Annotated in this window: 24 protein-coding genes; 15 read left to right on the top strand and 9 right to left on the bottom strand. The window is 71.0% G+C overall.

What is annotated here, in order from left to right:
• Positions 1-84 precede the first annotated feature (84 nt).
• The 3 genes from ACFYP0_RS12760 to ACFYP0_RS12750 form a co-directional block, all read right to left on the bottom strand.
• The gene (locus ACFYP0_RS12760; RefSeq protein WP_356977201.1) at positions 85-573 is read right to left on the bottom strand and encodes a hypothetical protein; all 489 of its coding nucleotides are present in this window, start codon (positions 571-573) and stop codon (positions 85-87) included.
• Entirely contained in the window at positions 570-878 is a 309-nt protein-coding gene (locus ACFYP0_RS12755) for a hypothetical protein (RefSeq protein WP_356977199.1), read from the bottom strand. Before ACFYP0_RS12755 ends, ACFYP0_RS12760 begins: the two co-directional genes overlap by 4 nt.
• A gap of 80 nt (positions 879-958) precedes the next feature.
• Positions 959-1,888, bottom strand: coding sequence for an expansin EXLX1 family cellulose-binding protein (locus ACFYP0_RS12750; RefSeq protein WP_355494143.1), 930 nt, complete (start codon positions 1,886-1,888; stop codon positions 959-961).
• Positions 1,889-2,103: 215 nt separating this feature from the next.
• On the opposite strand from ACFYP0_RS12750, the gene ACFYP0_RS12745 reads away from it, so the two are divergent.
• Complete coding sequence (locus ACFYP0_RS12745; protein ID WP_124855774.1) at positions 2,104-2,631, top strand: cupin domain-containing protein; 528 nt, start codon at positions 2,104-2,106, stop codon at positions 2,629-2,631.
• Positions 2,632-2,728: 97 nt separating this feature from the next.
• Here the strand turns inward: ACFYP0_RS12745 and ACFYP0_RS12740 are convergent, their stop codons facing one another.
• The gene (locus ACFYP0_RS12740) at positions 2,729-3,331 is read right to left on the bottom strand and encodes a TetR/AcrR family transcriptional regulator (protein ID WP_355494144.1); all 603 of its coding nucleotides are present in this window, start codon (positions 3,329-3,331) and stop codon (positions 2,729-2,731) included.
• A 119-nt stretch (positions 3,332-3,450) separates the two neighbouring features.
• Here ACFYP0_RS12740 and ACFYP0_RS12735 point away from each other — a divergent pair, with 119 nt between their 5' ends.
• From ACFYP0_RS12735 to ACFYP0_RS12725, 3 genes are all read left to right on the top strand, one after another.
• The gene (locus tag ACFYP0_RS12735; RefSeq protein ID WP_355494145.1) at positions 3,451-4,287 is read left to right on the top strand and encodes an SDR family oxidoreductase; all 837 of its coding nucleotides are present in this window, start codon (positions 3,451-3,453) and stop codon (positions 4,285-4,287) included.
• Positions 4,288-4,444: 157 nt separating this feature from the next.
• Positions 4,445-5,671 (top strand): epoxide hydrolase family protein, encoded by a 1,227-nt coding sequence (locus tag ACFYP0_RS12730; RefSeq protein ID WP_355494146.1) that lies wholly within the window; start codon positions 4,445-4,447, stop codon positions 5,669-5,671.
• Complete coding sequence (locus ACFYP0_RS12725) at positions 5,672-6,613, top strand: redoxin family protein (RefSeq protein WP_355494147.1); 942 nt, start codon at positions 5,672-5,674, stop codon at positions 6,611-6,613.
• 33 nt (positions 6,614-6,646) lie between these two features.
• On the opposite strand, the gene ACFYP0_RS12720 is transcribed toward ACFYP0_RS12725, so the two are convergent.
• Positions 6,647-7,522 carry a transglutaminase domain-containing protein gene (locus ACFYP0_RS12720; protein ID WP_355494148.1) on the bottom strand — a complete coding sequence of 292 codons (876 nt, stop codon included), beginning with the start codon at positions 7,520-7,522 and terminating at the stop codon, positions 6,647-6,649.
• A gap of 66 nt (positions 7,523-7,588) precedes the next feature.
• Between ACFYP0_RS12720 and ACFYP0_RS12715 the strand changes: the two genes are divergently transcribed.
• Positions 7,589-8,188, top strand: coding sequence for a GNAT family N-acetyltransferase (locus ACFYP0_RS12715; RefSeq protein ID WP_355494149.1), 600 nt, complete (start codon positions 7,589-7,591; stop codon positions 8,186-8,188).
• Positions 8,189-8,282: 94 nt separating this feature from the next.
• On the opposite strand, the gene ACFYP0_RS12710 is transcribed toward ACFYP0_RS12715, so the two are convergent.
• Positions 8,283-8,873, bottom strand: a complete 591-nt coding sequence (locus ACFYP0_RS12710; RefSeq protein WP_355494150.1) for a GrpB family protein — start codon at positions 8,871-8,873, stop codon at positions 8,283-8,285.
• Positions 8,874-9,016: 143 nt separating this feature from the next.
• Here ACFYP0_RS12710 and ACFYP0_RS12705 point away from each other — a divergent pair, with 143 nt between their 5' ends.
• From ACFYP0_RS12705 to ACFYP0_RS12695, 3 genes are read left to right on the top strand one after another with little or no spacing between them, the layout of a single operon-like run.
• Positions 9,017-9,889 (top strand): AraC family transcriptional regulator, encoded by an 873-nt coding sequence (locus ACFYP0_RS12705; protein ID WP_355494151.1) that lies wholly within the window; start codon positions 9,017-9,019, stop codon positions 9,887-9,889.
• Between the two features lie 20 nt (positions 9,890-9,909).
• Positions 9,910-10,245, top strand: coding sequence for a PadR family transcriptional regulator (locus tag ACFYP0_RS12700; RefSeq protein ID WP_112675937.1), 336 nt, complete (start codon positions 9,910-9,912; stop codon positions 10,243-10,245).
• Positions 10,239-11,201, top strand: a complete 963-nt coding sequence (locus ACFYP0_RS12695) for a hypothetical protein (RefSeq protein WP_357009327.1) — start codon at positions 10,239-10,241, stop codon at positions 11,199-11,201. Before ACFYP0_RS12700 ends, ACFYP0_RS12695 begins: the two co-directional genes overlap by 7 nt.
• Positions 11,202-11,204: 3 nt before the next feature.
• On the opposite strand, the gene ACFYP0_RS12690 is transcribed toward ACFYP0_RS12695, so the two are convergent.
• Positions 11,205-11,702, bottom strand: a complete 498-nt coding sequence (locus ACFYP0_RS12690; RefSeq protein ID WP_357009324.1) for an NUDIX hydrolase — start codon at positions 11,700-11,702, stop codon at positions 11,205-11,207.
• A gap of 176 nt (positions 11,703-11,878) precedes the next feature.
• On the opposite strand from ACFYP0_RS12690, the gene ACFYP0_RS12685 reads away from it, so the two are divergent.
• The 4 genes from ACFYP0_RS12685 (at position 11,879) to npdG (ending at position 15,356) form a co-directional block, all read left to right on the top strand.
• Positions 11,879-12,082, top strand: coding sequence for a hypothetical protein (locus tag ACFYP0_RS12685; protein ID WP_124855794.1), 204 nt, complete (start codon positions 11,879-11,881; stop codon positions 12,080-12,082).
• Positions 12,083-12,164: 82 nt separating this feature from the next.
• The gene (locus ACFYP0_RS12680; protein WP_357009320.1) at positions 12,165-12,998 is read left to right on the top strand and encodes a histone; all 834 of its coding nucleotides are present in this window, start codon (positions 12,165-12,167) and stop codon (positions 12,996-12,998) included.
• Positions 12,999-13,078: 80 nt separating this feature from the next.
• On the top strand, positions 13,079-14,509 hold the full coding sequence (locus ACFYP0_RS12675; protein WP_357009317.1) for an RNB domain-containing ribonuclease: 1,431 nt from the start codon (positions 13,079-13,081) through the stop codon (positions 14,507-14,509).
• A 148-nt stretch (positions 14,510-14,657) separates the two neighbouring features.
• Positions 14,658-15,356 (top strand): NADPH-dependent F420 reductase, encoded by a 699-nt coding sequence (gene npdG / locus ACFYP0_RS12670; RefSeq protein WP_355494155.1) that lies wholly within the window; start codon positions 14,658-14,660, stop codon positions 15,354-15,356.
• A 102-nt stretch (positions 15,357-15,458) separates the two neighbouring features.
• On the opposite strand, the gene panB is transcribed toward npdG, so the two are convergent.
• Together panB and ACFYP0_RS12660 are read right to left on the bottom strand one after the other, a co-directional pair.
• The gene (panB, locus tag ACFYP0_RS12665) at positions 15,459-16,304 is read right to left on the bottom strand and encodes a 3-methyl-2-oxobutanoate hydroxymethyltransferase (RefSeq protein WP_124855798.1); all 846 of its coding nucleotides are present in this window, start codon (positions 16,302-16,304) and stop codon (positions 15,459-15,461) included.
• Between the two features lie 209 nt (positions 16,305-16,513).
• Positions 16,514-18,271, bottom strand: coding sequence for an NAD+ synthase (locus tag ACFYP0_RS12660; RefSeq protein WP_355494156.1), 1,758 nt, complete (start codon positions 18,269-18,271; stop codon positions 16,514-16,516).
• A gap of 285 nt (positions 18,272-18,556) precedes the next feature.
• On the opposite strand from ACFYP0_RS12660, the gene glnA reads away from it, so the two are divergent.
• The 3 genes from glnA to ACFYP0_RS12645 all read left to right on the top strand — a co-directional run bounded on the left by glnA (position 18,557) and on the right by ACFYP0_RS12645 (position 21,434).
• Positions 18,557-19,906, top strand: a complete 1,350-nt coding sequence (gene glnA, locus ACFYP0_RS12655) for a type I glutamate--ammonia ligase (protein WP_124855802.1) — start codon at positions 18,557-18,559, stop codon at positions 19,904-19,906.
• A gap of 88 nt (positions 19,907-19,994) precedes the next feature.
• Complete coding sequence (locus ACFYP0_RS12650; protein ID WP_112582646.1) at positions 19,995-20,420, top strand: DUF350 domain-containing protein; 426 nt, start codon at positions 19,995-19,997, stop codon at positions 20,418-20,420.
• A 321-nt stretch (positions 20,421-20,741) separates the two neighbouring features.
• Positions 20,742-21,434 (top strand): helix-turn-helix transcriptional regulator, encoded by a 693-nt coding sequence (locus ACFYP0_RS12645; protein ID WP_355494157.1) that lies wholly within the window; start codon positions 20,742-20,744, stop codon positions 21,432-21,434.
• Positions 21,435-21,718 lie beyond the last annotated feature (284 nt).

Raw genomic sequence — 21,718 nt, 5'->3', positions numbered from 1 at the left:
TACCGCGTGCCGCCGCTGCGGCCCGGTCGGCAGTGCGGGCTGTCAGCCTTGCCGGTAACGGTGGAATGGGATGCCGCTCCAGGGTCAGTCAATTGATGCGCTCAGTCGACTGATGACTCGAAGCAGCTCGTCCCGATTGTCGGCGGCCTTGAGCCAGTTCGGCAGCCGTGCCACCAGCGTCATGCCACCTGGCGCCGGGCCCCGCTCCCGAAGTCGAGCGCCGATGTATCCGGACAAGATGTCAAGGTGGGTGCGGTTGAACGCCCAGAGCGTGCGCCCGCCGCAGCACTGGGCCCTCAGCCACAAGGGCAGGTGGAAGAACGGATCGACCGGACCGTTCCAGGACGAGACCTCTGATCCCCGTGGGGACCAGGACGCTGAGTACGCGCACGCCGGGCACGTGAGTCGGCGGGGCCAGGAGGCCACCCACCTACTGTCATTCGGCTGTGGGGAGTTGACCGCCCGATGCCCGCAGCGTGGGCAGACGACGTAGATGTCCTCGGCCGCCAGCTCGTACAGACTGACCAACGGATCGCGGAACCGATCCTGCTCGTCGCCCTGGCGTTCGTTCACGGCACCGACTCTGCCGCATCTCGTCCAGCCGGCTTTCGTCGTCGGTGAGGCTGGTGGACCGGGGTCGGCTTGAGGTCTTCCTGACCTAGTCGGTCTACCGCGATCTCTCGGGCTTCCGGTGCCACAGCGAGCCCGTCCGGTCCCAGCAGCCGTGAGGGCCCGAATCCCGCTACCGGCTGTCCGTGGAAGCCGTTCGCCGGGTACGCCGTCGCAACGACGTCGAGTCCGTTGACGAGGATCCGCATGCGGTGCGATGTGAACTCGGCGGGGAACAGCAGCGGCTCCAGCCTCAGGACGTCGACCACCGGGGCATTCTAGTCAGCGCAGACCTCGGCCAGCCGCCGCTTGTTGCGGCACCGCGACCGGGTGACTCAGGACCAGGCGGTCAGCAGCGGGGGCGGTCGAGTGGTGCGGCGGCACCGGCGAGCGCTTCGACTGTCGCCGTCGGCGTGGCCGACTCCGTCGGGGTCGGTGCGGGCGCGATGGTGGGGCTCGGCGGGGCCGAGGGTGAGTTGCTGGGCGTGGGGGAGAGGTTGGCGAGGGTGGCCGTGCTGCGTTGCACCTGCTTGGTGACCATGCGGATGCCGGTGGCGGTCGCCTGGCGTCCGTACACGTCGGTGACCCTGATGCTGTAGGGCCCGGGGCCGATCCCGCCCTCGATGGTCCAGTGGTTGTCGCTCTGCCGGGCGGCCTGGCGGAAGCCACCACCCGGCCCCTTCGCCTCGACCGAGCGGAGCGGGTTGCCGTGGTTGCCGACCTGCACCGCGAACCAGTACTTCGAGGCGCCGCCCTTCATCCGGAAGGTGAGGCCCCCGTCGAGCGGCGGGTTCACCACCGCCCGGTACGTCACGGGCGCGATGCCCTGCGACCGGTCCGCGATCCTGGTGAACGCCTCGGTGGACAGGTCGATCTTGCTGGTGCCGCAGCCGCCGCACTGGTCCATGACCATGACCTGGACCTTGCCCTTCGGGCCGCTCACCTCCAGGTAACTGCCGCAGGCCGCCGATCCGGAGTACTGGGATGCGCCGAGGGCCACGTAGAGCCGGTCCGCCGGCGGGCCGGGGAAGGAGCAGTTGCCGCCCGAGCGGCCCGCGTCGTAGAAGCTGGCCTTTCCCTTGTGGACGGCGTTGCCGGTCGGCGGCGCGGCGCAGGCAGGGGTGGCGCCGCCGCGTACGGCGAGGGTGATGCCGAGGACGGCGGCCAGGGCGGTGATCCCGGCGCCGGCCAACCAGTGCCGGACCCGCCGACTGAACCGAGGACTGCCGGTGTCGCCGGCCGGGGTGTCGTTGTCCGGGGCCGTGCCTGGTGCCGTCACGGCGCCTGATGTTGCCGCAGCACGTCGCGGCAGCGCAACAACGCCCAAGCGGACCACCCCGCTCAGTTCGGTTGCGGTACCTCGCCGTAACGGAGTCCCTAGGATGCGAGTCATGAGTGCGTGACGGCTCCCACGGCCGCCAACCCCTGGCCTGACGCGCACTCCTCGTGCGCGAGCCCTCAATTCGAAGAACTACACCAAGGGGGACAAGCAGCATGACCGCCTTCGACAGCGCCACCCCTGGCATCCCGGACGACGACCCGACCCGAACACTGACGGTGGCCAGCCCCGACGACCCCGCGACCACCTACATCTCCCTCGCCGGGGGCAACTACGCCATCCTGATCACGGGCAAGCAGACCAACGGGCAGTATTGCCTCATCGACATGCGCGTGCCCGACGGCGGCGGCCCGCCGCCACACCGGCACGACTTCGAGGAGATGTTCACCATCCTCGAAGGCGAGATCGAGTTCACGTTCCGCGACGAGAAGCGCAGCGTGCGGGCCGGGTCAACGGTGAACATCCCGGCCAACGCCCCGCACAACTTCCGCAACGTCTCCGGCGCTCCCGCGCGAATGCTGTGCATGTGCACCCCAGCGGCTCAGGACGAATACTTCCTGCGCGTCGGCGACGAGGTCGCGAGCAAGGACGCGCCGCCGCCACGGCTCACCGACGACGAGAAAGCGGAGCGCCGGCAGCGCGCAGTCGAGCTGGCTCCCGTATACCGCACCGAAATCCTCTGACAGTTCGGCCGGCCCGGCAGCTCCTGCCTCTGGGTTGCCTGGTAACGCCCTCCGCTGGCGCGCGTGCTCCCCCGACGTGTACGCGCCTCAGGGCTGGTCACTCGGCGGATCGGCGGGGGCGCAGTCCGTTGAGGGCGGTGCTGACGAGGAGGTCGGCGTACTCGGCGGTGAGCGGCCCGCTGCGTTGCAGCCAGCGACTGAACAGCGGCCCCCAGATCATGTCTACCGCGACGCCGAGGTCGACGTCGTCGGCGATTTGACCGGCCTGCTGGGCGCTGCGCAGGCGTTGCCGCTTGGCCTCCTTCAACGGCCCGTCCAACCGTTCGGCGTACGCCGCGGCCAGCTCGGGGTCGAGAGCGATCTCGGTGGCCAGCGCGCGCATCGGTTGCTCGTACCGGGGGTCGTTCATCTCCTCGACCGTCGCGCGCAGCACCACTGTCAGGTCCGCCGCCAGGTCGCCGGTGTCCGGCAGCGTCGGTGGCCCACCCTCGGTGGCCTCGCTGAGCATGAGGAACGCGTCGAAGATGACCGCGCCCTTCGACGGCCACCAGCGGTAGATGGTCTGTTTGCCGACGCCGGCCCGCGCGGCGATGCCCTCGATGCTGAGCTTCGCGTACCCCGTTTCCTGGAGCAGGTCGAAGGCCGCGGTGAGGATGGCGCGCCGGGAGGTCTCGCGCCGGCGGGCCGTGTTGGGCGTCATGGCGGAAACGATACCAGTCGCACGAGACGAACCGTCTCGTCTTGACGGCGATGATGTCGCGGGCCTAGTCTCGGCCCATCGCGAGACGGACCGTCTCGTCTTGAAATGAGGAGAAGCGCATGCGTACCTGGTTCATCACCGGTGCCAGCCGCGGCCTGGGCCGCGCCTTCGCCGACGCCGCGCTCGACCGCGGTGACCGGGTGGCCGCCGCCGCCCGGACCATCGCCCAGGCCGACTTCGACGAGAAGTACGCCGACCGGCTGCTGGCCCTGACCCTCGACGTGACCGACCGGACGGCGGTCATCGCCGCAGTGGACACCGCCGTCGAGCACTTCGGCCGGCTCGACATCGTCGTCAACAACGCCGGCACCCTGTCCATGGGCATGATCGAAGAGTTCACCGAGGCCGAGGCGCGCGCCCAGTTCGAGGTCAACCTCTTCGGCGCGCTCTGGGTCAGTCAGGCCGTGCTGCCGCACCTGCGCGCCCAGCGGTCCGGCCACATCGTGCAGGTCTCCAGCATCGCGGCGCTCGGCGGGTTCCCGAGCACCGGCCTGTACAGCGCGAGCAAGTTCGCCCTGGAGGGCATGAGCGAGGCGCTGGCGATGGAGGCGGCGGCCTTCGACATCAAGCTCAGCATCGTGCAGCCGGGCGGATACTGGACCGACCTCTACACCAGCGTGCGCGCCACCACCCCGATGGACGCCTACGCGCCACTGCGCGCCGAACTGGAACGGCAGTGGGCGGAAGGCTCGATCGACAGCGAACCGCGTCTGGCCGCCGAGGCGCTGCTGCACCTGGTCGACAGCGACGAACCGCCGCTACGTCTCCTGCTCGGCAGCATGGTGTACGACCTGGCGTTCGACATCTCCCGTCGACGAATGGACACCTGGGCGGGTTGGGAGCAGGTCAGCCGCGCCGCCGAACACGCCGTCGCGGCCCCCGGAGCTGACAAATGAGACTGCTGCGCGTATCGCCACGAGCAACCTGTGCGGCGTTCTAGGCTCCGAGATATGGCGGCGGCGTGCCCAATCGTTGGCACAAAAGTCCGGGCAGAGCCTTTCACTCCATGATTTCTCCTCGCGAGGCGCAAACCTAGACGGAGAGGAAACACGCATGGCTGTCAAAACCAAGACTCGTCCGGGCACCACGGAGATTCGACCGTTCTCGGTCGACATTCCTCAGGCCGACCTTGATGACCTGAAGAGGCGCATCAAGGCCACCCGCTGGCCGGACAAGGAAACTGTGGACGACCAGTCGCAGGGCGTGCCACTCGCGACCATTCAGGCCGTCGCCCGCTATTGGGAGAAAGAGTACGACTGGCGCAAGGTCGAGGCGCGGTTGAACGCCGTACCGCAGTTCATGACCGCCATCGACGGGGTGGACATCCACTTCATCCATGTGCGCTCGAAGCACGAGGACGCGTTGCCGCTGATCGTCACCCACGGGTGGCCGGGGTCGGTGATCGAGCAACTGAAGATCATCGAGCCGCTCACCGACCCCACCAAGCACGGCGGGAGCGCGTCGGACGCCTTCCACCTGGTGATCCCGTCGCTACCCGGCCATGGTTTCTCCGGCAAGCCGACCGAGTCGGGGTGGAACCCGCAGAAGATCGCGACCGCCTGGACGGAGCTGATGAAGCGGCTCGGCTACGACCGGTTCGTCGCGCAGGGCGGCGACTGGGGTGCGGTCATCGTCGACCAGATGGGCATCCAGGCGCCTCCGGAACTGCTCGGCATCCACACCAACATGCCCGGTGCGATCCCACCGGAGATCGACCTGTTGTTCCAGGGCGACACCACCGGCGCGAACAACGCCATGGGCTCGCTGCCATCAGGGCTCTCCGACGACGAGATGCGTGCCGCCGAGGAAGCCAACTTCGTCTGGAAACACGTCGCCTACGCCCTCATGATGGCGACACGTCCGCAGACGCTGACCGGGCTGGCGGATTCTCCGGTCGGCCTGGCGTCCTTCCTGCTCGACCACGACGCGAAGAGTCTGGCCCTGATCGCGCAGGTGTTCGACGGGGCCAAGGCGGGCCTCACCCGCGACGACATCCTGGACAACATCTCGCTCTACTGGTTGACGAACACCGCGGTCTCCGCGTCCCGTCTCTACGCGGAGAACAAGCTCTCGTTCTTCGCCGCCAAGGGCGTGCAGGTTCCCGTCGCCGTGAGCGTCTTCCCCGACGAGCTGTACGAGGCGCCGCAGAGCTGGGCCGAGCAGGCGTACTCCAACCTCATCTACTACAACAAGCTCGACGTGGGCGGGCACTTCGCGGCCTGGGAACAGCCGAAGATCTTCTCCGAAGAGCTTCGCACCGCCTTCCGGTCGCTGCGCTAGATGGCAGTGCACCTGCCCCCGCTGAACGGGGCGGCCGAGTGGCTCAACTCCGAGCCACTCGGCCCCGCCGACCTGGGTGGACGCGTCGTCCTGGTCAACTTCTGGACGCTGACCTGCATCAACTGGCTGCGCCAGGAGCCGTACGTGCGTGCCTGGTCGCAGGCCTACAGCGACGACGGGCTGGTCGTCATCGGGGTGCACACCCCGGAGTTCGCGTTCGAGCACGACGTCGACTGGGTGCGGCGGGCGGTCGCGGCCCGCTCGATCGACTACCCGGTGGCGGTCGACAACGACTACGCGATCTGGAGTGCGTTCGACAACCACTACTGGCCGGCGCTCTACTTCGTCGACACCGACGGCGTCATCCGCGACGAACACTTCGGCGAGGGACGCTACGAGCAGTCCGAGCGGATGCTCCAGCAACTGCTCGGCATCGAGCGGGAACCCGTACCCGTCAACGGGCTCGGCCCGGAGGCGGAGGCCGACTGGACCAACCTGCGCACGCCCGAGACGTACCTCGGTTTCAGTCGCGGCGAACACTTCGCGTCGCCGAACGGTCCGGCGCTCGACGAACGCCGCGCCTACCAGGTGACGGAGAGCCTCGGCCTCAACCAGTGGGCCCTGGCAGGAGAGTGGACGATCGGGTCGGAGAACGTCGTGCTGGACCAGGCCGGCGGCGGCATCGCCTTCCGGTTCCACGCCCGCGACGCGCATCTCGTGCTGGCCCCCGGGGCGGGAGCGTCGATCCCGTTTCGCGTGCTGCTCGACGGTGACGCTCCCGGCCCGTCACACGGCGTCGACGTCGACGGGGACGGCAACGGCGTACTCCAGGACGGCCGGCTCTACCAGCTCGTCCGCCAGGAAGGCGCGGTCCGTGAGCGGACCTTGGAGATCACGTTCGGCGAGCCCGGCGCCGAGGCGTACGCCTTCACCTTCGGGTAGGGCGAGTGGGACTTCGACACACGTCGGGGCCGCTCAGCGGCGCAGTTCGACAATGCTGACGGTGCCGGAGACCGGCGAGATGCTGTGCACCTGCGGGCCGGGGCGGAGTCGGGCGTCGCTGGCGTACCGGTCGGCGAGGGCCTTCTCCGCGGTCTCGTCGCCGTCGTCGGCGGCGAGCAACAACGCGGCGATCTCGTCCACGAGCGTGAGGTCGGCGGTGGTGATGTCCTCGGTCATCGCGCCGAAGCCGTCCCAGAGCAGCAGCTCGTCCTTCTGCCGGTGGGCCAGCTCGATCAGGACGTAGTCGTGGATGAACCAGTCGCCTCGGATCGGCAGCTCCGGGCTGACGCCGTAGCGCTCGGGGTCGATCGTCCCGGCCCGGTACGCCGACCACACCCGCGCCGCCGAGTCGAAGAGCCCTGCCTTCGGGTCGATGTCGTAGCCGTCGAACCCCCAGTCGCCGGCTGGGTCGAGCTCCGGGTCGGCCCAGACCCACCGGTCGCCGTTCCAGTACTCCACCAGCACGTGATCGTGGTGCCAGTCGGGCGCGAAGTACGAGGCGAAACCGACCCGGCTGCGGCTGGGAATGCCGTGCTGACGCAGCACCGCGACCGAGAGCAGCGTGTGGTCCCGACAGCAGCCTGCCACGCGGTCGACAGCCGGACGCTCCGCCGCGAGGGGCAGCGGAAAGCGCGACTGGTCGGTGTCGAGGATGCGGTCCACCCAGCGGCAGTTCACCTCGTCGAGCCGGTCGTCGGGCAACTCGACGCCGCCGGCCCGGTAGTGGACGATCACGTTGCGGGCGGTCGCCGCCACGGTGGGGAAGTCGGTCGCCACGGCGTCGAGGAGCCCGCCGTGCCGACCCGGATCGCTGTACGGGGAGTGTTTCCGGTAGTCATCGAGGTCCATGGGACCAGTCTCCGGTCCGCCACCGTGTCAGGGTCAAGGTGCCTTTTCCGACTAGTGTCGACTGCTGTGACGACGCCCGAGATCACCATCGCCACGCCCGCCGACCGCGCCACAGTTGTCGACACGCTGGTCGCCGCGTTCGTCAAGGATCCGGTCCTGCGGTGCCTGTTCCCCGACGAGGAGACCTATCCGCGGTACGCCGCCGCCTTCTTCGGGCACCTCTTCGACAAGCGGGTGCACCGGAAGTCGATCTGGACGATCGGCGGGGGCGCGTCGGTCGCCCTCTGGGACCCGCCGACCGGGCAACCGGCTGCCGGCGCGGCTGCCGCACCGGCAGCTGCGCACGGGTTGCCGGAGGTTTCTCCTTACCCGGCCGACGTGCAGGCCCGGGTGCAGAGCTACGACGACGTCGTGCACGACGCCCTGCCGACGTACCCCTTCTGGTATCTCGGTGTCCTGGGCACCCACCCGGACAACGCCGGACGCGGTTGGGGTCGCGCCGTCATGCGTGCCGGGCTGGACCGTGCCGCCGCCGACGGCCTGCCGGCGATCCTGGAAACCAGCAACCCGGGCAACGTCGAGCTGTACCGGCGCGCCGGCTGGGAGGTGGTGGGCTCCCTGGCCGAGCCCGTGCCCACCTGGATCATGCAGCAGCTGCCGCGCTGACAGCCGCGGCCTACCGCAGATCTTGGACAGTTTCCGTTAGCAGCCAACGGAAACTGTCCAAGATCTACGCATGGCTGCCGGCGACCTGAGGTCATCAGTCGGCGAAGATGCGCGCGTAGATCTCGTCGATGACGTCGTTCTTCGCGAGGCTGTAGTCGCGGGGCCGGTGCGCGGTGTCCCGCGCGAGGCGCCGCTTGGTCGCGGCATATCGCTCCCGGTCATGCGGATGCGCGCGCAGCCAGTCGCGGAAGAGCCGGTGCCGGACCGGTTCCGGGGCACCCTGCGGCCAGACGTGCAGGTTGACGTCCTCGGCAGGGCTGAGAAGCATCCGGTGCCCGTGCCACCAGGGTTCCCGCAGCACGAGCCGGTACCCGAGCCGTTCCACGGCGGCGAGATAGGTTGCCTCGTCGGCGGTGTCCTCGATGACGAGGTCGACGTCGATGACGGGCTTGGCGGCCAGCCCCGGCACCGCCGTCGACCCGACGTGTTCCACCCCGATGATCAACCCACCCAGCGCCTCGGTGAGCGACGACCGGACGGCGATGAACCGCTGCGCCCAGGCCGGGTCGTACTCCTCGATGACGACGGACTCCCACGTCCGTGGCGGCTCGCCCACCAGGCCGGCGTCGACCTGTTCTGGGGTGCCGTGGAAGCGCTGCACGACGTCCTGCGGATACTCGGCCACGTCAACCTCCTCGGGAAGCAAAGTCCGCCAGGCTACGACACGACGACCGGTGCGGCGGCACCCGACCGATGCGGGCATCGGATGTCGGGTGGGCGACCGACCCCGCGACCTAGCGTCAGTGCTCGAAAGGGAAGGAGGCCCGGGTGCTGGATCGGCTCAACGAGGCCATGGCGTACATCGAGCGCCACCTCGACCAGAAGATCGAGGTGGCCGAGCTGGCGCGGATCGCGCTGACGTCGGAGTACCACTTCCGGCGGCTGTTCTCCGCGCTGGCCGGAATGCCGCTGTCGGAGTACATCCGGCGGCGTCGGCTCACCGTCGCCGGTGCGGACGTGCTGGCGGGGGAGCGGACGTTGCTCGACGTCGCTGTGCACTACGGCTACGGCTCGGCGGAGGCGTTCGCCCGGGCGTTCCACGCCGTGCACGGCGTGGGGCCCGGAGAAGCTCGGCGTACGGGGGCAGCGCTGCGTGCCCAGCCCCGGATGTCCTTCCGACTCACCGTCGAAGGGAGCGGCAGCATGGAGTACCGAATCGTCGACAAGGACGCGTTCGCGCTGGTGGGGCGCAAGGCCCGGGTCCCGCTGGTGCACGAGGGGATGAACCCGGCGATCGTCGCGTTCATCCGGAGCATCGACAAGGAGACGACCGAGCGGATCGAGGCGCTCTCCGATCAGGAGCCGAAGGGAATCGTCAACGTCAGCGACAACCTCGCCGACAGCCGGCAGGAGGGCACCGAACTGGACTACTGGCACGGGGTGGTGACCAGCGCCGCGCCGCCGGAGGACCTGGACGCGCTGCCGGTGCAGGCCGGGTCGTGGGCGGTGTTCACCACCTCCGGTGCGTTCCCGCAGGCGGTGCAGTTCCTGTGGCGTGACGTGTTCACCCAGTGGTTTCCGTCCAACCCGTACCGCAGCCGACCTGGGCCGGAGATCTCCCGGGTCCGGGTGTCGGCGGACGGCACCCAGGCGGACGCCGAGCTGTGGATTCCCGTCGAACGGGTACCCACCCCTATGTAGAGTTCCGATACAGTGGTCGGATGCGGATGACCATTCCGGTTGCGAAGGTCCTCGCGGCGCTGCTCGCCGAGCCCGACGAGCAGCGCTACGGGCTCGACCTGATGCGACTGACCGGCCTGCCCAGCGGCACCCTCTACCCGGTGCTGCACCGGTTGCAGGGGGCCGGCTGGCTGGCCGCCGACTGGGAGGCGATCGATCCCGTCGCGGCCGGGCGGCCGGCCCGCCGCTACTACCGACTGACCGCCGTCGGGGTGACGCAGGCCCGCCAGGCGCTCGCCGACCTGCGGGCCGCGATCCCCGACGGTGGCCGTCGCTCGTGGGGCGGCACCGAGCCCACCGGAGCACCGGCGTGGTGACCCGCCGGGCCGCCGAGCTGCTGTTGGCGGTGGCCGCGCGCCGCTGGCCGGCCGACGTTCGCGACGACCTGCGCCGCGAGTGGGCCGCCGAGCTGCACGTGCTCGCCGAGAGTGGCCACCGGACGAAGATGGTCGGCTTCGCGGTGAGCCTGGCCGTCAGTCGCGCCGGCGCCCCGATCGTCGACCGCCGCCTGATGCGTGGTCGGGCCGGCCGCACCGTCGCCGCACTACTGCTGTCCCCGATCGCCTGCGTCGGGATCGTGCTCGCCAGCGCGTTCGCCCTCATGCCGATCGAGCGCATGGTGACCCAGGACTGGTACGAGCGGGCGCAGAAGCCGATCTGGACGGCGCTCACCGTCGGGTTGGCGGTGCTGCTGGCGGTGTTCGCCGCGCGCTGGGCCCGGCACACCGCACTCGACGGCCCGCTGCGCATCGCGCTCGGCGTGGTGCTTCCCGTCGGCGTGACCGCTGTCGTGTTCCTGTCTGCCATCTCCCCGGACGACCTGGCCACCTTCGTGCCCGGGCTGCTGCTCTGGTTGGCCGGTCTGACGCTGGCCCTCTGGGCCGCAGCGAGCCTCGCCTCCCGCAATCGCCTCCGTGCGGCCTGGTGGGTGGGCGTCGTCGGCGCGCTCGCCGCCGCCGACCTCGCGGTGATTCTCGCCGTCGTCGACGTCATCGCGGCGGGCGGTCGCGCCGGCCCCGTCAGCAGTCCGACGCCACTGGGTGGCGTCGACTGGGTCTCCTCGCCGCTGTGGCTTCTCACCGCCTGGACGGACTGGAACATGGGCGTACCCCGGCCCGCCATCCCATGGGAGATCTTCCACATCATCACCAACGAGGTGCTGGCGGAACCCATGCTCTACCTGGCCTGCACGCCGTACGCGCTCGCGTACACCATCCGGGCGGCCCGGTCGGCGCCCGCCGAGACGGTCGCCCTCGCGCCGACCCCGGTGTGAACCTCAGTCGGGTACGTCGTCCCACGTCGTACCCGGCTCCAGGTAACCGGCCAGCTGGTTCTCGCGCAACGCGTACGCGATGACCAGCAGGGCGTGCTTGTCCAGCTCGGGCAGCCGGTCCAGCGGGAACCACCGCACGGCCAGCGACTCGTCGTCGTTGACGCGGGCGGTGCCGGCCACCAACCGGCACAGGAACCCCAGGTTCAGGTATTCGCAGTGGTCCCCGTTCGGGTACGTGTGCGGGTGCGACACGGCGCTGGACATCCGCACCGGCGCCACATCCAGGCCCGTCTCCTCGCGCACCTCGCGGACCAGTGCGGTGGCCGGCTGCTCGCCCGGCTCGACGAAACCGCTGACCACCGACCAGCGCCCGTCGTCGGCACGCTGGCCGAGCAGCAGCTCACCGGCGTCGTTGCGGACCACCGCGCTGACGCTCGGCAGCCACAGCGGGTCGTGACCGACGTGCTTGCGTAACCCCACGATGTAGTCCGGTGTCGCCATCCGGCGATCATAGAGGCGACCCCGCAGCGAGGCTCACCTGCGCATCTTCTGGTGTTCCAGTCCCACGCGTTTCGCCATTTCGGCCCGACGAACGCCATGCATATCTACTGTGGAGATCGTCGGCGACTTGTGCGATCCGGTGGCGGCCGGCCGGTTCGCGGTGCACAGTGATTCCCATGAGCGACAGCGGACGTGGTGGGCAGTTCTACTGGTGCACCCGGCATCACCGGGTCGAGACGGACGCCAACGTGTGTCCGGCGAAGCACGTTCTCGGCCCGTACGACTCGGCGGCCGACGCGGAGAACGCCCTGCAACGAGTGCAGGAGCGGAACGAGGCGTGGGATGCCGAGGACGCTCGTTGGGCCGGGGACGACAGATAGGCGGCGCGGGACGGCTCGCGCCGAGATATTTCGTGCTCCGCGAGGACGCACGCGAGAGCACGTCCCCCAAGGAGGAAACACGATGGCCGAAGCACAGCAGGCCACCAAGCGCCCGGCAGCCCGACGCACCACCGCGACGAAGACCGCCGCGGCGGAGCGAAACACGGCGGCGAGCCGGACCACCCCCGTGCGCAAGTCCACCACGGCTGCCGCGAAGGCACCGGCCCGCAAGGCCGCCGGTGGGGCGGGCCGCGCCCCGGCCAAGAAGACCACCACGGCGGCCACGAAGGCCCCCGCGAAGAAGGCCACGACCAAGACCACCGCCGCGGCCAAGAAGGCCCCCGCGAAGGCCTCGGCCACCACCCGCAAGACGACCACCGCCGCCAAGCGGGCCCCGTCGTCCACCGCGCGCAAGACCACCACCGCCGCGAAGAAGACCACCGGTACGGCGAAGAAGACGGTGAGCGCGGCGAAGAAGACCACCGCCTCGGCGGCGAAGAAGACCACCACCGCGGCGAAGGCCCCGGCGCGTAAGACCACCACCGCGGCGAAGGCCTCGGCGCGCAAGACCACCACGGCGGCGAAGGCGCCGGCGCGGAAGGTGGCGACCAAGGCGTCCGCCGCCAAGAAGACAGCGACGAAGAAGACGGCCGCGGCGAAGAAGACCGCGTCGACCCGCCCCAGCGGCGGCGCGCGCAAGGCTCCGGCCAAGAAGGCCCCGGCCGCGAAGGTGACGGGAACGTCGTCGACCACCGCCCGCAAGGCGGCGGCGAAGAAGGCCCCGGCGAAGAAGACCGTCGCGGCCAAGGCGCCGGCCCGCAAGGTGACCGCCCGCAAGACTCCGGCCCGGCCGGTCGCCGCCCGAGCCACCGCCCCCAGGGGGGCACGCAGCGCCGCCCGCAAGGCGACCGGCTGAGCGCGGAGCATCCCCTCACCGGGCGGATTTCCGGCCGGTCACCGGAAGCGGATCACCCGTGGCGCTGTCAGGATTGACCGGTGGTCATCCGACGCGTACTCGCGCCCCGCATCGACTTCGGCGCGTTGCGCCGCGAGCTCGGCCTGCCCGAGGAGTTTCCGGCCGACGCCCAGCGTGAAGCCGACGAGGCGGCTGCGGCACCGCCGCAGCCGCCCGTCGACCGCACCGACGTACCGTTCGTCACGGTCGACCCCGCCACCTCGCGGGACCTGGACCAGGCGATGCACCTCAGCCGCCGGCCCGGTGGGGGCTACCGGGTGCGGTACGCGATCGCCGATGTCGCCGCGCACGTCACCCCGGGTGGGGCGTTGGAGGCGGAGACCTGGCGGCGGGGGCAGACCATCTACCTGCCCGACGGCAACGTGCCGCTGCACCCGCACACGCTCAGCGAGGGTGCGGCCAGCCTGCTGCCCGACGACGACCGGGCCGCGGTGGTCTGGACCATCGACCTGGACGCCGACGGCGGCACCGTGGCCGTCGAGCTGGAACGTGCCCTGGTCCGCAGCCGCGCCAAACTCGACTACACGGGGGTGCAGGCGGCAGCCGAGGCCGGTCGGCTACCCGACCCGATCGCGTTGCTGCCGGAGATCGGCGACCGACTGACCGCCCGAGGGCTGAGCCGGGGCGCCATCAACCTGCCGCTGCCCGAACAGGATCTGGAGCCCGACGGTGAGGGCTGGCGGCTGGTGCTGCGCGCGCCGGTGCCGATGGAAGAGCACAACGCGCAGATCTCCCTGCTGACCGGGATGGCTGCCGCCGACATCATGCTGGCCGGCCGGGTGGGTCTGCTGCGGACGATGCCGGCACCCAAGCCGGAGGCGGTGCAGCGGCTCCGGGCCGCCGCCGCGCCGCTGGGGGTGCGCTGGCCGGACGACGTGGGCCCGGGGCAGGTCATCGCCGGTCTGGACGCCGCCCAGCCGCGCGCCGCCGCGTTCATCGACCAGGCGGCCGAGCTGATGCGCGGTGCCGCGTACACCGCCTTCGACGGGGAGCTGCCGGAACAGCCGGAGCATGGTGGCGTGGCGGCCGCGTACGCCCACGTCACGGCGCCGTTGCGGCGGCTGGCCGACCGGTACGCCACCGAGGTCTGCCTGGCCCTGCACGCGGGCCAGGCGGTGCCCGACTGGGCCCGTGCCGCGTTGCCCCGGCTGCCCGAGGTGATGGCGAGCACCGACCGGGTCGCCTCGGCGGCCGCTCGTGGCGCCGTCGAGTTGGCCGAGGCGGCGGTGCTGGAGCACCGGGTGGGCGAGACCTTCGACGCTGCCGTCCTCGACGTCGACGCCCCGCCCAACGGCAAGTCCCGGCCCCGACCGCCCGGTGGCACCGTCGCGCTGGACGCCCCGCCGGTACGCGCCCGCTGCCTCGGCCAACTGCCGCTCGGCGAACGGGTCCGGGTCCGTCTGGTCACCGCCGACCCGGCGGCCCGTACCGTCCTGTTCGAGCTGGCCTGACCGGGCCGCCGTCGCTGGCCCGATCCTCGCCCGCCTGCGCGCTCGCCCGCCCTGGCGCGGGCCTCGGCGGCGCGGTCGCTCGCGGCAGCGGGGATTCTCACAGCGCTCGACGCTGCTGACGGGCCGGGCGGTTTGCGAGGATGAGGCCATGGCATACGACGCGAGCACGCTGCCCGACGTGTCCGGGCTGACGGTCGGCATCATCGGCGGCACCGGCGACCAGGGGCGGGGCCTCGCCTACCGGTTCGCGCGGGCCGGCCAGACGGTGCTGATCGGGTCCCGGTCGGCCGAGCGGGCCGCCGAGTCCGCGGCCGAGATCGCCGCCCTGCCCGGGGTGCCGGCCGACGGCAGCGTCACCGGTGCGGCCAACGACGAGGTGGCCCGACGCAGCGACGTGGTGATCATCGCGGTGCCGTGGGACGGGCACGCCGCCACGGTCGCCGCCCTCGCCGAGCCGCTCGCCGGCCGGATCGTCGTCGACTGCGTCAACCCGCTCGGCTTCGACAAGCAGGGCCCGTACGCGCTGACCGTCGCCGAGGGCAGCGCCGTGCAGCAGGCCGCCGCGCTGCTGCCCGACTCCCGGGTCTGCGCCGCGTTCAACCACGTGAGCGCTCCGCTGCTGGCCGACCCCGAGGTCGACCGGATCGACCTGGACGTGCTGATCTGCACCGAGGACCGCGAGCTGGTCGACATCGTCGGCGCGCTCGCCGCCCGGATCCCCGGCATGCGGGGCATCTACGCCGGCCGGTTGCGCAACGCCCACCAGATCGAGGCGTTCACCGCCAACCTGATCGCCATCAACAAGCGCTACAAGGCGCACGCGGGCATCCGCGTCACCGACCTCTGACCCGAGCGGCGTGATCCACTCCGGTTTCGTGAAAGCGGGGTGTCCCGGTGCCCGGGACACCCCGCTTGTGGCAAAGCCGAGTGGATCACGCCGTGAGTGGTCCTAGAAGGTGTGTTCGGCGGCGGGGAACTCTCCGCCGCGGACCTCGTCGGCGAAACGGCGGGTGGCGTCGGTGAGAGCGCCGGCCAGATCCGCGTACCGCTTGACGAAACGGGGTGCCTTGCCCGTCCGCAGCCCGGCCATGTCCTGCCACACCAGCACCTGCGCGTCGGTGTCCGGGCCCGCGCCGATGCCCACCGTGGGGATCGGCAGCTCGTGGGTGATCCGCTTGGCCACCTCGCCGGGCACCATCTCCAACACCACAGCGAACGCGCCCGCCTCCGCCACCGCCCGCGCGTCGGCCAGCACCTCGTCGGCGGCGTCGCCGCGACCCTGCACGCGGTAGCCGCCCAGGGTGTGCTCGCTCTGTGGCGTGAAGCCGATGTGCGCCATCACCGGAATGCCGGCGCCGACGATCGCGGCGATCTGCGCGGCGTTGCGGCGGCCACCCTCCAACTTCACCGCGTGACAGCCACCCTCCTTCATGAACCGGACGGCGGTACGCAGCGCCTGGGCCGGACCCTCCTCGTACGAGCCGAACGGCAGGTCACCGACGACCAGCGCCTGCCGGGTCGCCCGCACCACGGCCCGGACCAGCGGAAGCAGCTCGTCGGCGGTGATCGGCAGGGTGGTCTCGTAGCCGAACACGTTGTTCGCGGCCGAGTCGCCGACCAGCAGCACCGGAACACCGGCCTGGTCGAAGATCGACGCCGTGTACTGGTCGTACGAGGTGAGCATCGGCCAGCGCTCGCCGCGCTCCTTGGCGGCCATCAGGTCGCGGGTGCGGACCCGTCGGGTGGCCGGGCCGCCGTACAACGCGGTCACCTCGTGCGGAGTGGACTCCACCATCTCTGTCTCCCTTCCTCGAGGCCGCCTGCGCGGTCCCCGGGTTCCGTCGTGATCGTCGCACCGCGAGACGGGCTGACGGCAGGGCCCAGTGCAAGATGTCACTCCACCAGCGCGGGGCCGCCCCGCCTGGCCACCCGGGACCGCGCCGCGAGGTCACCGCGCGGCGGCGCCGGGCCGCGCCACCGACCCGGCACCCCCAGGGGTACGGCTCAGCCGTGCTCGCGCCACCGGTTGGTGATCGGCAGCCGGCGGTCCCGGCCGAACGCCTTCATGGAGATCTTCGTGCCCGGCGCCGACTGCCGTCGCTTGTACTCGGCGGTATCCACCAGCCGCAGCACCTTGTCCACGATCGCCGGGTCGTGACCCGACTCGACCAGCCCGTCGCGGCCGAGGTCGCCGTCGACGTAGCCGATCAGGATCGGGTCCAGGACGTCGTAGTCGGGCAGGCTGTCGCTGTCGAGCTGGCCCGGGCTCAGCTCGGCGCTCGGCGGCTTGCCGATCGAGTTCTCCGGGATCGGGGCCGTCTCACCGCGCCGAGCCGCGTCCGTGTTGCGCCACTTCGCCAGCCGCCAGATCAGCGTCTTCCAGACGTCCTTGACCGGGTTGAAGCCGCCCACCGAGTCGCCGTACAGGGTGGAGTAGCCGACCGCCAGCTCACTCTTGTTGCCGGTGGTCAGCACCAGGTGGCCCTCCTGGTTCGACAGCGCCATCAGGATCACGCCACGGACCCGGGCCTGCAGGTTCTCCACGGCCACACCGGACAGCGACAGGTTGGCCAGGAAACCGTCGACCATCGGCTGGATCGGCTCGACGCGGTAGTCCAGGCCGGTGCGCTTGGCCAGGTCTGCGGCGTCCTCCCGGGAGTGCTCCGAGGAGTGCTGGCTGGGCAGCGACACCCCGACCACCCGGTCCGGCCCGAGCGCGTCGACGGCTAGCGCCGCCACCACCGCCGAGTCGATGCCACCGGAGAGACCGAGCACCACCGACGGGAACCGGTTCTTGTTGACGTAGTCGCGCAGACCCAGCACCAGCGCCTGCCACACCTCGGCCTCGTCGGCCACCGGCTCGATCACACCGCCCGTGGCGGCCGGACCGGTCGGCGCGGCCGGAACGCCGTCCAGCGTGCCGTGCACGATGCGCATGCCGTCCGCGACGGTCTCCGTGGTCGTCGCGGCGGTGGCGGCCGGCAGTTCGACGTCGTGCACGAGTAGGTGCTCGACGAACTGCGGGGCGCGGGTGAGCAGCTCACCGTCGGCGGTCACGATCATCGAGTCGCCCTCGAAGACCAGCTCGTCCTGCCCGCCGATCATGTTGACGTACGCGACAGTGGCGCCCGCCTCGGCGGCCCGGCGGCGGACCAGCGGGAGCCGGAAGTCGTCCTTGTTCAGCTCGTACGGAGAGCCGTTGATGCTGACCACCAGGCCGACGCCAGCCTGCCGGGCGGCGGCGAACGGGCCGCCGGCCTGCCACAGGTCCTCGCAGATGGTCAGCGCAACGTCCACGCCGCCGATCCGGACCACGGTCAGGGTGTCGCCGGGGACGAAGTAACGGTCCTCGTCGAAGACCCCGTAGTTGGGCAGGTGGTGCTTGAAGTAGCGGGCGGCCACGGTGCCCCGGTGCAGCAGCGCGGCGGCGTCGCGGGCACCTCGGCCCGGCTCGGCGGCCCCGCTGACCTGCGGCGGCCCGTCGGCGTCCAGGTAGCCGACCACGACCGGCAACTCGCCGAGGCCGTCGGCGGCCAGGTCGGCGGCGAGCCGCTCCACGGCGGCCCGGGACGCGGCGACGAAGGAACGCCGGAAGACCAGGTCCTCGACCGGGTACCCGGTCAGCATCATCTCCGGGAAAAGCACCAGCTGGGCACCGGCATCGGCGGCCTGGCGGGTCCAACTGCGGACCAGGTCGGCGTTTCCGGCGAGGTCGCCGACGCTCGGGTTGACCTGGGACAGGGCGAGACGCAGGGTGGGCATGCCTTCATCTTGCCCCAGCCTCGTCGCGACAGTCCGTACCCTCGGACGAGATAGCCGCCACCTGCCGCGACGGGCGCCCGCGAGGCCGCGGCGGCAGGTGCTCGGCCGTCGTGGCGGCCGCCGGTGGCCGCACGGCCGGGGCCCGCGCTCGCCGGGCGGGACGCGAGGGGACGACCGGCGGCAGTTCGCGTAACGTCTGCGTAACCAGGCCCGGGAACACTGGGCGATCAGGTCGGGTACAGCCCGGCCAAGGCGGACAAAAGAGTGTCGCGAGGGGTTGGGGAAGTGGACCGTCAGCAGGAGTTCGTCCTCCGCACGCTGGAAGAGCGGGACATCCGGTTCGTCCGGCTGTGGTTCACCGACGTTCTGGGCACGCTCAAGAGCGTTTCGGTGGCACCCGCCGAGCTCGAGGCGGCCTTCGAGGAAGGCATCGGCTTCGACGGCTCGGCGATCGAGGGCTTCGCCCGGGTCTTCGAATCGGACATGGTTGCCATGCCCGACCCGACCACCTTCCAGGTCTTCCCCTTCGAAGGTGGGGTCAGCGGCGAGAGCGCCCGGATGTTCTGCGACATCCTGCTGCCAGACGGCGGGCCGTCCTGGGCCGACCCCCGGCACGTGCTGCGCCGCGCGCTGTCCAAGGCAGCCGAGAAGGGCTTCACCTTCTACACCCACCCCGAAATCGAGTTCTTCCTGCTGGAGAACGGTCCGCAGGACGGCTCGGTGCCCACCCCGGTCGACACCGGCGGCTACTTCGAGCACACCACCCACGCCGTCGCCCGGGACTTCCGCCGTCAGGGCGTACTGGCGCTGGAACGGATCGGCATCTCGGTGGAGTTCAGCCACCACGAGGTCGCGCCCGGCCAGCAGGAGATCGACCTGCGCTACGCCGACGCGCTCACCACCGCCGACAACATCATGACCTTCCGGCACGTGGTCAAGGAGGTCGCCCTCTCCACCGGTGTGCAGGCCAGCTTCATGCCGAAGCCGTTCACCGACCAGCCGGGCAGCGGAATGCACACCCACCTGTCGCTGTTCGAGGGCGAGCGCAACGCCTTCCACGACGGCGGCGACCCGATGAAGCTGTCCAAGGTGGCGAAGTCGTTCATCGCCGGTCTGCTGGTGCACGCCCGCGAATACACGGCGGTCACCAACCAGTGGGTCAACTCGTACAAGCGGCTCTTCCCGCAGCACCTGCCCGACCGGATCACCGAGAGCCCGGCGTACGTCTGCTGGGGTCACCTCAACCGGTCCGCGCTGGTCCGGGTTCCCGCGTACGGCAAGCCCAACTCGGCCCGGGTCGAGGTCCGCTCGCTGGACTCGGCGGCCAACCCGTACCTCGCCTTCGCGGTGCTGCTCGGCGCCGGCCTGAAGGGCATCGAGGAGGGGTACGAGCTGCCGCCGGGCGCCGAGGACGACGTCTGGTCGCTGACCAGCGCGGAGCGGCGCGCCATGGGCTACGAGGCGCTGCCGGAGAACCTCGCCGAGGCGATCGACGTGATGGCCGGCTCCGAACTGGTCGCCGAGGTGCTCGGCGAGCACGTCTTCGACTTCTTCCTGCGCAACAAGCGGGCCGAGTGGGAGCAGTACCGCCGTGAGGTCACCCCGTACGAGCGGCAGCGCTACCTGGCCCTGTAGACGCAGGGGCTGACGCCGTTGCGCGCTGCCGCTATCGTCTCGATCACCGCGCCGGACCCCTCCGGGCGGAGAGTCGGGAGGCAAGTCGGTGCTGGAGGATCTGTTCAGCGGTGCCTGGCAGAGCGTCGTGTTCGGGATCGTCGGCGTCGGCCTCATGGCCGCCGGCTTCGGGCTCGTCGACCTGCTCACCCCGGGCCGGCTGCGAGACCTGATCTGGGTCGAGCGCAACGCCAACGCGGGGTTGCTGCTCGCCGCCAACCAGCTCGGCATCGCCGGGATCGTCTTCACCGCGATCCTGACCAGCTACAGCGACTTCGGCAAGGGGCTCGCCTCCACCGTGGTCTTCGGACTGGTCGGGTTGGCGATCATGGCGCTGGCCTTCGTGGTGCTGGACCTGCTCACCCCCGGCAAGCTCGGCGAGGTCATCTGCTCGCCCGAGCCGCACCCGGCCGCCCGGGTCAGCGCCGCCACCCACTTCGGGGCCGCGCTGATCGTCTGCGCCTGCATCGCCTGACAGCCGCTCTCCGCGTCACCACGCGGGCGGTCCGCCTGCGTTCCGTCGTCCGTGGCCAGTCGTCGGCTGGTTGTCCGTGGCCGCTCGCCCGTGGCCGCTCGCCCGTGGCCGCTCGTCCGTGGGCGCTCGTCCGTGGGCGCTCGTCCGTGGGCGCTCGTCCGTGGGCGCTCGCCGGTGGGCGGGCGTTCGCGGGCGGCGTGCAGATCTTGGACAGTTTCCGTCAGGTCGTGACGGAAACTGTCCAAGATCTCTGGCCGGTGGGCCGCTCGCGTCTGCGGGCAGTCGCGGCGGGCGTCGTACCTCGGCCGTAGCGTGCCGGGCATGAACCGCACGGATCGCCTTTACGCGCTGGTGGAGGAGCTGCGGGCGGTGTCACCACGGCCGCGCAGCGCCCGCTGGCTGGCCGCGCGCTTCGAGGTGAGCAGCCGGACCATCGAACGGGACCTCGGCGCGTTGCAGGAGGCCGGGGTGCCGATCTGGGCCGAGCCTGGGCGCACCGGCGGCTACGTCCTGGACCGCGCCCGCACCCTGCCGCCGGTCAACCTGACCGCCGCCGAGGCGGTGGCGATGGCGGTGGCGCTGCACCGGCTCGCCGGCTCGCCGTTTGCCGGGCCGGCCGGCACCGCGCTGCGCAAACTGGTGGCGGTGCTGCCGGCCGCCGACGCCGCTGAGGCACATCGCCTCGCCGGCCGGGTGCACCTGATCGGCGACGGGCCGGCCACGCCCGTCCCGGCCACCGTCGCCGACGCGGTCGTCGCGCGGCGGGTGCTGCGCATCCGGTACGCCGACCGCTCCGGCGCGGACTCGACCCGTGACGTCGAGCCGCTCGGGTACCTCGGCAACTCCCGACACTGGTACCTGGTGGCCTGGTGCCGTCTGCGCGACGAACTGCGCTGCTTCCGTACCGACCGGATCCGGAGCGTCTGCGCACTGCCCGACGTGGTGGCCCGGGAGCTACGCCTGACCGATCTCGACATCCCGCACGAGCGGGTCCGCCCGCTGAGCCTGGTCTGAAGCGGGCTCGACGCTTCGGCCTGGTCTGGAACGGGCACGGCGCTTCGGCCTGGTCTGGAACGGGCACGGCGCTTCGGCCTGGTCTGGAACGGGCACGGCGCTTCGGCCTGGTCTGGAACGGGCTCGACGCGGCGGCCTGGTCTGAAACGGCTCGGCGCTTCGGCCCCTGGTCCGAGACCCGTTCGCGGCGCGGCGGGGTGGTCTCGTCACTGGAAACCCCGCCGGGTGATCCGGAAACACCGACAGGACGCTGTCGCCAACGGCCCCGAAACTGCTCCAGACGA

The organism is Micromonospora arida (assembly GCF_042873195.1).
GTDB classification, from domain to species: Bacteria; Actinomycetota; Actinomycetes; order Mycobacteriales; family Micromonosporaceae; genus Micromonospora; species Micromonospora arida.
The sequence above is the reverse complement of the archived record's forward strand: the minus strand, read 5'-3'. Positions and strand labels throughout refer to the sequence as shown.

Bases quoted from the DNA above. Each gene is read 5' to 3' on its own strand.
- ACFYP0_RS12745 (WP_124855774.1), top strand. From the start codon at position 2,104: ATGACCGCCTTCGACAGCGCCACCCCTGGCATCCCGGACGACGACCCG.
- ACFYP0_RS12740 (WP_355494144.1), bottom strand. From the start codon at position 3,331: ATGACGCCCAACACGGCCCGCCGGCGCGAGACCTCCCGGCGCGCCATC.
- ACFYP0_RS12735 (WP_355494145.1), top strand. From the start codon at position 3,451: ATGCGTACCTGGTTCATCACCGGTGCCAGCCGCGGCCTGGGCCGCGCC.
- ACFYP0_RS12730 (WP_355494146.1), top strand. From the start codon at position 4,445: ATGGCTGTCAAAACCAAGACTCGTCCGGGCACCACGGAGATTCGACCG.
- ACFYP0_RS12725 (WP_355494147.1), top strand. From the start codon at position 5,672: ATGGCAGTGCACCTGCCCCCGCTGAACGGGGCGGCCGAGTGGCTCAAC.
- ACFYP0_RS12720 (WP_355494148.1), bottom strand. From the start codon at position 7,522: ATGGACCTCGATGACTACCGGAAACACTCCCCGTACAGCGATCCGGGT.
- ACFYP0_RS12700 (WP_112675937.1), top strand. From the start codon at position 9,910: ATGCGGATGACCATTCCGGTTGCGAAGGTCCTCGCGGCGCTGCTCGCC.
- ACFYP0_RS12690 (WP_357009324.1), bottom strand. From the start codon at position 11,702: ATGGCGACACCGGACTACATCGTGGGGTTACGCAAGCACGTCGGTCAC.
- ACFYP0_RS12685 (WP_124855794.1), top strand. From the start codon at position 11,879: ATGAGCGACAGCGGACGTGGTGGGCAGTTCTACTGGTGCACCCGGCAT.
- ACFYP0_RS12680 (WP_357009320.1), top strand. From the start codon at position 12,165: ATGGCCGAAGCACAGCAGGCCACCAAGCGCCCGGCAGCCCGACGCACC.
- npdG (WP_355494155.1), top strand. From the start codon at position 14,658: ATGGCATACGACGCGAGCACGCTGCCCGACGTGTCCGGGCTGACGGTC.
- panB (WP_124855798.1), bottom strand. From the start codon at position 16,304: ATGGTGGAGTCCACTCCGCACGAGGTGACCGCGTTGTACGGCGGCCCG.
- ACFYP0_RS12660 (WP_355494156.1), bottom strand. From the start codon at position 18,271: ATGCCCACCCTGCGTCTCGCCCTGTCCCAGGTCAACCCGAGCGTCGGC.
- ACFYP0_RS12645 (WP_355494157.1), top strand. From the start codon at position 20,742: ATGAACCGCACGGATCGCCTTTACGCGCTGGTGGAGGAGCTGCGGGCG.